General features: G+C 47.6%; 9 protein-coding genes. All 9 read right to left on the bottom strand.

The window, feature by feature from the left end; all coding sequences use genetic code 11:
- Window positions 1–111: 111 nt before the first annotated feature.
- Complete coding sequence (locus AB1466_05245; protein ID MEW6189499.1) at window positions 112–1,044, bottom strand: Coenzyme F420 hydrogenase/dehydrogenase, beta subunit C-terminal domain; 933 nt, start codon at window positions 1,042–1,044, stop codon at window positions 112–114.
- Window positions 1,045–1,086: 42 nt separating this feature from the next.
- Window positions 1,087–1,569, bottom strand: a complete 483-nt coding sequence (locus AB1466_05240) for a hydrogenase iron-sulfur subunit (protein MEW6189498.1) — start codon at window positions 1,567–1,569, stop codon at window positions 1,087–1,089.
- 101 nt (window positions 1,570–1,670) lie between these two features.
- Window positions 1,671–6,068, bottom strand: a complete 4,398-nt coding sequence (locus tag AB1466_05235; protein MEW6189497.1) for an NAD(P)-binding protein — start codon at window positions 6,066–6,068, stop codon at window positions 1,671–1,673.
- A 16-nt stretch (window positions 6,069–6,084) separates the two neighbouring features.
- Window positions 6,085–6,960: a CoB--CoM heterodisulfide reductase iron-sulfur subunit B family protein gene (locus AB1466_05230; GenBank protein ID MEW6189496.1), complete on the bottom strand. Its 876-nt coding sequence runs from the start codon at window positions 6,958–6,960 to the stop codon at window positions 6,085–6,087.
- Between the two features lie 18 nt (window positions 6,961–6,978).
- Entirely contained in the window at window positions 6,979–7,509 is a 531-nt protein-coding gene (locus AB1466_05225) for a 4Fe-4S dicluster domain-containing protein (GenBank protein ID MEW6189495.1), read from the bottom strand.
- Window positions 7,510–7,713: 204 nt separating this feature from the next.
- On the bottom strand, window positions 7,714–8,130 hold the full coding sequence (gene ndk, locus AB1466_05220; protein ID MEW6189494.1) for a nucleoside-diphosphate kinase: 417 nt from the start codon (window positions 8,128–8,130) through the stop codon (window positions 7,714–7,716).
- A gap of 175 nt (window positions 8,131–8,305) precedes the next feature.
- Window positions 8,306–8,746 (bottom strand): zinc ribbon domain-containing protein, encoded by a 441-nt coding sequence (locus AB1466_05215; protein ID MEW6189493.1) that lies wholly within the window; start codon window positions 8,744–8,746, stop codon window positions 8,306–8,308.
- A 48-nt stretch (window positions 8,747–8,794) separates the two neighbouring features.
- Window positions 8,795–10,105 carry a folylpolyglutamate synthase/dihydrofolate synthase family protein gene (locus tag AB1466_05210; GenBank protein ID MEW6189492.1) on the bottom strand — a complete coding sequence of 437 codons (1,311 nt, stop codon included), beginning with the start codon at window positions 10,103–10,105 and terminating at the stop codon, window positions 8,795–8,797.
- Between the two features lie 48 nt (window positions 10,106–10,153).
- Window positions 10,154–11,936, bottom strand: a 1,783-nt coding sequence (locus AB1466_05205) for a valine--tRNA ligase (protein MEW6189491.1), incomplete at its 5' end; no start/stop codon positions are given.

The following is an 11,936-nucleotide window of genomic DNA, read 5'->3' as shown; positions in this document are numbered from 1 at the left end:
TTGTAACCCTTGAGAAGTTCGTCTAAGAAACCGGCTATTTTATTTTTCTGGATCACCTTTTCGCTCACGGTACACCTTCTCAAATCAATGAACCTTTGGTTAGGAGTCGGATTATTTTATGAAATCTTGTGGATCTTCCTCCTTAAAGGTCGCCAGGGGTGGTACCTCCTCCACGCTAAGACCAGCTTCATAGCCAAAGAGCTCCTTTACATCCTTCTCCATTTTCTTGAGCAACCACCGGAGATCGATATTCATGGGACAAGCCCTGCTGCATGCCCCACAATCGACACAACGTCCCGCCACATGGAATACTCTGAAGAGATGGAAAATCCCAACATCGGAGGGATTGTCCGTAACGCCGATCCACCTGGGTTGAGATTGATCGACTAAACACCACTCGCAATAGCACAAAGGGCAAGCGTTCCTGCAAGCATAACACCTGATACACTTGCTGATTTCCTTCTGAAAATGGAGCCATCTTTCATCGGCAGATTTGGCTTCAAACTCCCTAATTTCAGCATACTCATCGATTCCCCCCGATTCCGGCACCCTATCTCCGATCAACAGATCGAAAACGATGGGGTTCCTGTATTTACAAACTTTACAGGAATCGTAGAGAAAGTCGTCTTTCTTCAATATTTCTTGGAAATCCTCTCCGCGGAGAAGAATTTTCCCATTTTCACAGGCGGCTTCCAATATCTCCTTTTTGCCTAACCTCGATTCAATTTTTCTTCTATCGATTATTCCCTCGCAGGGAATACCAATTATAAATATCTGTTCTCTGGTAATTTGCCCCTCCTGAATCAAACCCACGATTGAGCGAACATCGCATCCCTTGGCAACGATGGCTACCTTCTCCTTTCTTCCGGGCAGGTACTTGGCAAGATTGTTTTCACAGAACTCATTCCAAACGAGTCTCTCGACATCATCAGCGCTGGTAATGAAGGATGGAGTCGTTCGAAGAGCAAGGGTGCCCTTCTCGTAGCCGATTACCAGCTCGACTTGCTTCCCATCGAGCAACCTTTTAACCTCTTCTTTTAGCAATTTCTCCCTTTTTTGCATGGATATACGCACCTTTAAAGAGCCTTAAAACTCATGAGGGTCGGCCTTCCTTTTCACCAATCTCTTTGCTGGACCTAAAGCTTTAACCTGCTCCACCACATCCTTGACAACCTTGGCGAACTTTTCACCTTCGGAAGCGGAGACCCAAGAGAACTGCACCCTTCCCAGTTCAATGCCCACGTATTCGAGGAGATTTTTGAGAATGGCGAATCTTCTCCTGGCGATGTAATTCCCGCTGATGTAATGGCAATCACCGGGGTGACATCCCGAAACAAGGACTCCATCCGCACCGTTCTGTAAACTCCTAATGATGAACAAGGGATGCACCCTTCCCGAACAGGGAACGCGAATGATTCGCACATTTCGAGGATATTGAATCCGGCCGATTCCAGCTAGATCGGCTCCGGCATAACTACACCAGTTACACAGGAAAGCCACGATTTTCGGCTCCCAGTTCCCAGTTTGCAGTTTGGAGTTTGGAGTTTGGAGTTCTGATTTCTTGCTCATAAAATCTCCCTCACAACAGCTCAGAAGCTCTATAGTTGAGAAGCTCAGAGGCTCCGAAGCTCTGAAAACTGAGCTGCTGAGCTACGAGCTCCAGAGCTTATTCATAGGGCGTCGACTAAGGAGAGAATCTGTTCGTTGCTGACACCCAGTACGTCTATAGCACCACATCTACAGGTTGCAGAACAAGCTCCACACCCCTTACACAGCACCTCGTTCACCCTGGCCACCTTCTTCTCTTCATCCAGCTCCAATGCATTATAAGCACAGACGGATATGCACATTCCACATCCAGTGCATCTAAACTCATTTACCGTTGCTATCGTCCCCTCTAGCTCGATTTTGTCCTTGGCCAATATGGTAGAAGCCCTTGAGGCTGCCGCATATGCTTGAGAGACGCTCTCCTCCATAAACTTCGGTGAATGTGCCAGACCGCATAGGAAAATGCCATCCGTTGCAAAGTCGACCGGACGAAGTTTCATGTGGGCTTCCAGGTAAAATTCATCCTCATTTAAAGGTACCTTCAACATTTTGGCCAGTTCTTCGTTATCGGGTTGGGGGACGATGCCCACGCTTAAAACCAGGAGATCCGGTCGGAGTAAAATTTCTTCACCTAAAATGGGGTCTCTGACCAGGACCTCCAAAGCTTCCTTCCCTTTGGCAACCTTGGGTTTTTTATCTTCATCAAAGCGGATGAATATTATGCCTGCTTCCCGAGCTTTTCGATAATAATCTTCTCGGAAGCCATAAGTTCTCAGGTCCCTATACAGGATGAATATATTTGCTTTGAGGTTCTTTTCCTTCATTTTAAGGGCGTTCTTTACGGCCTCCGTGCAACATATACGGCTGCAATATGATCGCTCCCTCTCCCTGGAGCCAATGCATTGGATCATGACGATGGTATTTGAATTTAAAACAGCGTCGTCGCCTTGAGCGATTTTTTCCTCCAATTCCCGTTGTGTGATTACCCTGGCATCCTTTCCATACAAATATTCTTCGGGCTGGTATTCCCGACCACCCGTGGCCACGATGACGATTCCATGTTCTAACTCCCTTTCCACACCATCGGCTATGACCGTAGTCTTAAAATTCCCAACGTAACCCGCGACCTCTTTGATCCTTGCATTGGTGTAGACATTGATTAGAGGATTGGCTTTTACTTTCTCGATGATTCCGTTCAAATACTCCTGTACATCCTCACCATCCAAGGTATAGTAAATCCTCCTCAGGTTGCCCCCGAGTTCCCTTTCTCGCTCCACCAGGTAAACTTCGAAGCCCTGTTCGGCTAAGGATAAAGCGGCGGTCATCCCGGAGAGTCCCCCTCCTATGACCAAACCCTTGGGGGTAACGGGTAATTCCAATCTTCTCAGGGGTTGTAATAGACGAGCCTTTGCCACGGCCATTCTCACAAGATCCTTGGCCTTCTGGGTGGCTTTCTCGGGTTCATGCATATGCACCCAGGAGCACTGATCGCGGATGTTTGCCATCTCAAATAGATAACGATTGAGTCCAGCCTCTCTTATTGTTCCCTGAAAGAGGGGTTCATGGGTGCGAGGGGAACAGGAAGCCACCACGATTCGGTTGAGATTGTGCTCCTTTATCAGTTCTTTGATCCTCAGTTGCGTATCTTGAGAGCAGGTGTAAAGGTTGTATTCCACATAGACCACGTTGGAAAGAGTTCGGACATATTCGGTTACATCGGGAACGTTGACCACTCCGCCGATGTTTATTCCGCAGTGACAGATAAAGACACCAATCCTTGGGCTTTTACCTCTAACATCTATCTCGGGAGGAAAAACCCTCTCCCTGGTCAAACTCCCCCGAACCGGTGAGAGTAGACCTGCAACGCGAGATGCGGCACCACTGGCTTGCATCACCGTTTCCGGTATATCCTTTGGACCCTGAAAAGCGCCACAAACAAATATTCCGTGTCTGGATGTTTCAACCGGTGAAAATTCGGGGGTCTCGCAGAAGCCATATTTGTTCAGTTTGAGTCCCATTCTTTGAGCCAGATCGAGGATATTGGATCGAGGCTCAAATCCCACGGAAAGCACCACGAGGTCGAATTCCTCCTGAATAACTGCTCCATCCTCGGCTTCGTACTTTATTCTTAAGTTCCTAGTTTCAGGTGCCTCTTCAACCGAGGAGACCCTCGATCGTATGAATCTCACTCCTTCGCTCAGTCCCCTATTATAATATTTTTCAAAGTCCTTACCATATGCCCTGATATCCATGAAAAAAATGGTGGGTTCGATCGTCTTCTCATGCTCCTTTGCGATGATCGCTTCCTTTATTGCATACATACAACAAACCGAAGAACAGTAATTATTCCCACAGGTTTCGTCCCTAGAACCTACACATTGAATGAAGGCAATCTTTTTAGGAATAGCTCCATCCGATGGTCTCAATATCCGTCCTCTGTAAGGACCAGAGGCACTCAGGATGCGCTCAAATTCTATACTGGTAACAACATTTGGATATCGACCATAGCCGTATTCGCTCTTAACCGCGGCATCGAATTCATCAAAGCCGGGAGCCAATATCACGGCTCCCACCGACAATTTCTCAACTCTCTCCTCGTCCTGATGATTTATGGCCTTAGCCTGACACACCTTTTCGCATTCGAAACACTCTGAACACGGACCGCAATTCAGGCATCTACTGGCTTCCTCAAGGGCCATTTCCCGATCGAATCCGAGTTCAATTTCATCAAAATTACCTTTTCGTTCGGCTATAGAGAGCCCAGGCATCCTTTGACGCTTTTTTGGCTCAATTTTGGTGGGGACCTGTCCAACCTCAACCTTAGCTTCCTTGGGCTTCTTCTTGAGAACCTCGCCTCTCAAATATCTATGTATAGAAACTGCTGCCTTCTTTCCCGCAGCTATTGCATCTATTACGCTCGCTGGACCGGTTACCACATCGCCGCCAGCAAAAATAGCGGGATGGCTCGTTGCCAGGGTATCCGGATCAACGGTGAGTTTCCGACCCTCTGCTATCCCCACATCAGCAAAGGGGGAGAGATCGGGGATCTGCCCTATTGCGGGGATCAGAATGTCCACTCTCAAAATAAACTCGGAACCCTTTATGGGAATTGGGCGCCTTCGGCCACTTTCATCGGGCTCTCCCAATTTCATCCGAATACATTCTACGCTCTTTACTGTCCCATTCTCTCCCAAAATTCTGATGGGGGAGGCCAGGAATATGAGCTTCACTCCCTCCCTTTCGGCCTCCTTTACCTCGGATGGAATGGCGGGCATCTCATCCTTCGTTCTACGATAGACGATGAACACTTCGCTGGCTCCCAGGCGGAGAGCGGATCGTGCCGCATCTATCGCCGTGTTTCCCCCGCCTATGACCGCGACTCTTCCCTCAACCCTTTTTACCTCATTTAGGTTGACCTTCCGTAAGAAGGAAAGACCGGGGAAGACCCCTTTGAGCCCCTCTCCCTCTATATTTAATTTCTGACTTTTCTGAGCGCCGATGGCGAGGAATACGGCCTTATAACCGTTCTTCATTAAATCAGAGAGTCTCAAATCTCTTCCGATGGTCGTATTTGTCTTAACCACCACACCGAGGGAAAGGATGTAATCTATCTCTTTTTTGAGGACATCCTTGGGCAGACGATACTTTGGAATGCCCACATGGAGCATACCACCTAGGACTGGTGAACTTTCGAAGATAGTAACCTTGTACCCCAATTTGGCGAGATCGTGGGCTGCGGTAAGGCCCGCCGGACCAGCTCCAATTATGGCTACTTTCTCATCATATTTTGATTCCGGTTTTTCAGGGGGGATGGGTTCGGCGCGATCCGTCACGAATCTCTTCAGTGATCTTATGGCCAATGGTTCATCGACCTCTCCCCGCTTGCACTTGCTTTCACAGGGATGGGTGCATACGCGACTGCAAATAGCGGGGAATGGGTTGTCCCTCCTGATGAGATCGAGTGCCTCCTGGAGCTTACCTTGAGCGATCAGAGCAATATAACCTTGGACACTCGTATGCACGGGACAGGCGATCTTGCAGGGGGGAACTTCCCTTTTATCGATGGCAAAGGCACTTGGAACCGCCTGATCATATAATCTATAGATTGCCTTCCTCTTTGATAACCCCAGATCGAACTCGTTTGGTACCTCCACCGGGCAATTCGGTACACATTCGCCACAACCAGTACACTTTGAAAGATCCACATACCGCGGTTTTCTCACGATGGTGACCTCAAACTGACCCGGTCGACCCCCAATTTCGCTCAATTGTGCATTGGTGATGAGTTCTACGTTTAAGTGCCTTCCACATTCCACGAGCTTCGGAGACAAAATGCACATTGAGCAGTCGTTGGTGGGAAAGGTCTTATCGAGTTGAGCCATTACGCCCCCGAGGCACGGAGACGATTCGAGGAGATAGACTTTGAAACCGGATTGGGCCAGATCAAGGGAGGATTGTATCCCCCCTATGCCTCCGCCAACAACGAGGACAGCACCTATTTTTTTATCGTCCCTACCCACTTAAAAAAGCCCTCCATCAAGAAAGGATTTTGTCGAGCAGTTTCGTGGTCCTTACTCGATTCATTTGCAATCCCAATTCATTGGGATCAAAACCCAGAGCCAAGCCCAAAACCTGAGGATAGTAAAGTACGGGAAGATTGTAAGAGACCCCGAATTGTGATTCGATCTTCCTTTGATTGTCGTCGTACATTATGCTGCAAAATGGACAGATGAGGCCGATTGCATCCGCACCTCGAGCGCTCACATGATCCAATTTTTTCTTAGCCATAGTTAGAGAGATGTCTTCGTCCACGCCGAGAATGGCTCCGCCACAACAAAGCTTTTTATCCTCGTAATCGATGGCCTCCGCGCCCGTGGCCTTGGTTAATTCATCTAACGATGTGGGATTCTCTGGGTCATCAAAATTCCCGTAGATTCCCGAAGGTTTTAAATAATGGCAGCCATAGTGGGGAGCAAATTTGATGCCTTTAAGGCTTTTCTTGACACTACTCTTTATCCGTTCGATACCGATATCCTCGTAAAGGATTCTCGCAAAATGTTTGACCTCCACGCTACCTCTGTACTCCCTGTTTATTTTGGCCAATTTCTCATTTACTTTCTCCCTTAGCTCAACATTTTCTTTGAGTTCTTTATTGACCTCGGTAAGGATGGATGTGCAGGCGCTACATATTGTGCATATGTTGAGGTTCTTCTCCTCCGCCAAACTTAAATTTCTGGCCGCCAGGAGCGTGGTGCTTTCGACATCCACGGATTTTACGGGAAATCCACAGCAGGAAAAGTCCATTATATCCGCAAACTCTATTCCCACCGCCTGTGCGACTCTCCTTGTGGAGAGTTCATAGTTTCTGGCCCTTGCCGGTACCGTGCATCCCAAAAATAAAGCATATTTCATCGCTCTCACCTTCAATTTTTATTCCTCGGACTTGGATTTACTGACGACTTTGAGTATTCCAGTGACCTCGAATATCTTGCTGACCTCAGTACATTTTGTGGCCACGGGAGGCAAGCCCATCCTCTCGCGCTTTTTGTTGTCAAACTCGTCCATCTCATAAAGCCTCCCATGTGCGGCAATGAGTTCAAGCTGTTTAATGAAGGATGGGTGGATATACCCTTCCCTTACAGCAATGTTCTTGAGAACGTTCATTACCTCGGTTATCCTTACACCCTGGGGGCAACGCTCATGGCAGGTGTAACAACTGGAGCAGAGCCAAATTAAGTCGCTCGATAAAACGCGATCTTTGATCCCGAGAAGCGCCATTCTTATTATCCTCCTCGGATTATATTTCTCATCTATCTCCCTCACCGGACATCCAGCACTACACGTACCACAAGCGAAGCAATACTTTATATTCTCTCCACCTGGCAGCTTCGAAATTTCGTATTTAAAATCGGGGTCAAGCTCATTAAAGTTTATATAGGCTTCAGCGCTCTTACTGGACATCGGATTCACCCCTATTTTTTCAAAATCATTCATTAGGCACTTTAGAAGACAAAATCCGTAAATTTGAGTTTTTGAGCATCACCATTATTAATGAAAAAATTAAAGCTTTCTAAATCCTTGTGAAAGAATTCTTGGTGAACTGCTCCTTTCGTTCGACATAAGGTTAAAAGGAAAGAGCAAGTAGGTGGAAAATTTTAACAACAATCAATTGATGAGATCTTCATCATTGAAAAAAAGTGGTATCTCAAATTCGGCTCTTTCCTCAGAGTCCGCTGCATGGATGATGTTCTCCGTTATCTCCAAAGCGAAATCACCGCGTATGGTTCCCGGCTGAGATTTGAGAGGATCGGTCGCCCCCATCATCGCTCTCACAACCTCGATGACTCGTGGTCCGCTTAAGACCATGACCACCACCGGACCCGAAATCACGAAATCGACCAGTGTCTCAAAGAAGGGTTTCCCCCTATGGACGGAGTAAAGTTCCTCCGCCTTCTCCCTGGAAAGGTGAATGAGCTTTAGGCCATCTATATTGAGCCCTCTCGTCTCAAAACGCCCGATAATTTCGCCAATGAGTTTCCTTCTGACACCATCAGGTTTGATCATCACCAATGTTTTCTGCAAAAAACCTCCCCCTCTCCTTTTTGGATAATGGTTATCAGGTTATAGCCCTAAACAATTTTGGATTGCATTTTGCATTTTTAATTTTGAATTTTGAATTTGAGATGAGCTTAATTGAGATTTATGTATAGCCTATAGGGTTATTGGTTACCCGATGGAGTTACCCAATTACCCCTATCTAGAGTGATGTTCTACAATACGGACACACCGTCCAGCCCATTTTGAGCGGACGACCGCAAGAGGGACAGGGCTTCTTGAGCTTCTTCATGCAGTAAGGACAGATCAGAAAATCACCTTCTATGGGTTTAAAACAAGCGGGACACACGGTGCTAGTTGTGCCCAGAAGGGCTTCCTTCGTCTTTATATCCAGTTCTCTGTCCCTGACCTCGTCAAGAAATTCAGGGGGTCTCACGATGAGATAAATAATCCACCCGAATACGTTGAAAAATAGGACTACAACCGCCCAATAAAAGGCAAAGGCGCCCCTCTTTTTGGCATCCCTATAGGTCCAATAGACCAAACTCACCCAGAGCATCATCAAAAACAAGAAGAAGAGGTTGGCGAGCAAACGAAATATTGGTGAACCAAGAAAATCTGAAAAGACCGCAAATAAATCCATCGCTCACTCCTTGACCTCTTGAGTCACGATTCTCTTTTCAGTAGACGATCACATGGATTGAATGATCTCCTGCCTTTGTAAAAGATAATCTCTCGCTTCGCCAACTGTATACAACGAACCGGTGATGCATATAAGATCCTGGGGTTTCGCCATTTTCAAAGCGATCTCTATGGCATCTCCGAGGTTCGGCTGGCGAATGAAGCAACTACTATAATTGGAAATTTTTTCCTCAAGGAGCTGCGCTGAGGCACAGCGAGAGGACTGGTTTTGAGATAAGATTACAAAGGAAGCCATACCAACCAGTCTTTTAAAAATCCCGTCGATATCCTTATCCTTCAAAATGGCGAACACCAAAATCAAACGTTCGAAGGCGAACTCCGATTGAAGCGACCGGGCAAGCTCTATTGCCGCAGCGGGGTTATGGGCTCCATCTAAGACCACGAAGGGTTGTTTCGCCATTATCTCCAATCGACCTGGGCAATCAACCTTGGAAAATCCCTTCTTCAACTTGGAAGGAGAAAGGGGTTTTTCATAAAAGCTTTCGGTGGCAACCATGGCTATCGCTCCATTTTGAGCTTGATGCTTTCCAAATAAAGGAAGGTTCAAGTCCGTATAGTTATCATACAACCCCTGTATGGATAATTCTTGTGAATCGACGAGCAGCTCGCGGGAGAGCAGTGAAAAATCCCTTCCCAATACCCTCATGTCTGCGCCCTGTTCAATGCATTTCTTCTCGACGACTTGAAAGGCATCTTGGGGCAACGAGCCCACAACCACCTTGCATTGATCCTTAATGATCTGCGCCTTTTCCGTGGCGATTTGATGGATGGAGGTCCCCAATCTGTCGGTGTGCTCCAGGGCCACACTGATGATTACAGCAACCTTCGATGAGATGATGTTCGTGGCATCCCACCTTCCTCCCATACCAACCTCGATAACACCGCAATCGATATTTTCGTGGTGAAAGTAGAAGAAGGCCAAAGCCGTGAGGATCTCAAAGTGGGTGAGCCTTTCGGGATGAAATTTCAGATTAACCTTTTCAATTGCGCCGGCTATATCCGTTAAGACGGAGGCGAAATCCTCCTCGGCGATATTCCTCCCATCCACGGAAATCCTCTCGGTGTACGAGGATAGATGCGGGGAGATATACGCGCCAGTTTTAAGGCCATGAGCGGAAAGAATGGAGGCGATCATCTTCGTTACCGAAGTCTTACCATTGGTGCCGGTAATATGAATAGTGGGATAAGAAAGGTGAGGGTCACCCAGCTCTTTGCATAGGGCTTTAACCCTTTGCAAACCGGGGTTGATGCCCAGAGGGATCGTGGATTCGAGATAATCGATGGCCTGTTGATAATTCATTCCACCCCTCACCATTTCTTGGTTCATCATCCGCAACCGTTTCGCCGATTACTCAATCTGCTTTAATTGGAGTTCGAGCTTTCTCTTCTTATCCACGAGGGCGGCAAATTTTTGTTTCTCTTTCTCAACCACCTCAGGAGAGGCCTTTTCCAGAAACTTCTTTCTTGAGAGTTTCCTTTCCACCCCTTGCAATTCCTTCTCGACAGCCATTAATTTCTTTCCCAACCTTGAGCGCTCTTTCTCTACGTCGATCAGCCCAGCGAGGGGAATGAATATCTCTATCCCATGCTCAACCGCCGTCGCGGAATGTTCGGGTCTTGAGATTTCTCTATCGATGGTGAGTTTTAAAATGCCAACCAATTGAGAGATATAACCCGAGTTGTCTTGAAGGATTTTCAAAATCTCTTCGGAGGGAGCTCTTAAGAAGACCTCGATCTTTCTCCGTGGGTGTACCCCGAAGCTCGATCTGATGGAACGGATCGCCACCGTCACATCCTTGAGAATCTCCATCTCCCTCTCGGCCGTGGCGTCGATTAAGGAGGGATCAGATTTGGGCCAAGGGACAATCACGATGCTCTCCGTGGCCGAGCGGGCAGGCTCGCCTGCCATGCCTGTGGTGAAGCACTGGCTGGCAGGGAGTCTTTGCCAGATCTCCTCGGTCACAAAGGGCATGAATGGATGCAATAGTCGGAGAGTTCCCCCCAAAACCCGTAGCAATACATGCTGAGCGGTCAACCTTTCCAAGCTGTTCGTCCTTTGTCGTTCGTCGCTCGTCGGGTAAAGGCGGGGTTTGGTGAGCTCTATGTACCAATCGCAGAATTCGCCCCAGAAGAAATCGTACAGGATTCTACAGGCCTCACTGAAGTTGTAGGAGTTCATATTTTCTTCGACCAGGGAGATCGTCTTCGTATATCTACTCAGGATCCACCTGTCCGCCAGGGTATATTCGAGCTCTTGGGATTGCGCTTCTTCTGGAGAGTATCCCTCCAAATTCATGAGAACGAATCTCGAAGCATTCCATATCTTGTTGACAAAATTTCTATTGCCTTCGATTTTCTCCTCCGAAAGGAAGATGTCTCTGCCCGGGGTAGCCAGAGCGGCTAGGGTGAACCGTAAGGCATCGGTACCATATTTCCCAATCATATCCATGGGATCTATCACGTTGCCCAGGGATTTGCTCATCTTCCGACCTAAAGCATCTCGGATGAGGGCATGGATATAAACCTCCTTGAAGGGGACGTCATGCATGAAGTGTAGACCCATCATGATCATCCGCGCTACCCAGAAGTAAATGATGTCAAATCCCGTGGAAAGGAGAGAGGTGGGATAAAAATAGCTTAAATCCTCGGTTTTTTCGGGCCAACCGAAGACGACGAAGGGCCATAAGGCTGAACTGAACCAGGTATCCAAAACATCCGTGTCCTGTCTGAGCTGTGAGTTCCCACACTTAGTGCAGGAGGTGGGTTCCTCCGTCTCCACGATGATTTCACCACACCGATCACAATACCACACCGGAATCTGGTGGCCCCACCAAATTTGCCTGGAAATGCACCAATCCTTTATGTTATACATCCAGTCAAAATAAACTTTCTCCCAGCGCTTTGGGGTGAATTTAACCTTGCCCTCCTTCACGGCCTTAATGGCGGATTCAGCCAGTGGCTTCATCCTAATGAACCATTGCTCGGAAAGATAGGGTTCCACGACAGTTTCACAGCGATAACAGCGGCCCACGGCGTGGAGATGAGGCTCCACTTTCTCCAGCAATCCTTCCCTCTCCAAATCCTTGAGGATCGCCTCACGGCATTCGTATCTATCCATCCCGTTATAAGGT

Source organism: Actinomycetota bacterium (genome assembly GCA_040755895.1).
Taxonomy (GTDB): Bacteria; Actinomycetota; Aquicultoria; order Subteraquimicrobiales; family Subteraquimicrobiaceae; genus Subteraquimicrobium.
The sequence above is the reverse complement of the archived record's forward strand: the minus strand, read 5'-3'. Positions and strand labels throughout refer to the sequence as shown.

What these genes read in the sequence shown, in the direction of transcription:
- AB1466_05240 (MEW6189498.1), bottom strand. Translation starts at nt 1,569, where the DNA reads ATGAGCAAGAAATCAGAACTCCAAACTCCAAACTCCAAACTGCAAACT.
- AB1466_05230 (MEW6189496.1), bottom strand. Translation starts at nt 6,960, where the DNA reads ATGAAATATGCTTTATTTTTGGGATGCACGGTACCGGCAAGGGCCAGA.
- AB1466_05215 (MEW6189493.1), bottom strand. Translation starts at nt 8,746, where the DNA reads ATGGATTTATTTGCGGTCTTTTCAGATTTTCTTGGTTCACCAATATTT.
- AB1466_05210 (MEW6189492.1), bottom strand. Translation starts at nt 10,105, where the DNA reads ATGAATTATCAACAGGCCATCGATTATCTCGAATCCACGATCCCTCTG.
- AB1466_05225 (MEW6189495.1), bottom strand. Translation starts at nt 7,509, where the DNA reads ATGTCCAGTAAGAGCGCTGAAGCCTATATAAACTTTAATGAGCTTGAC.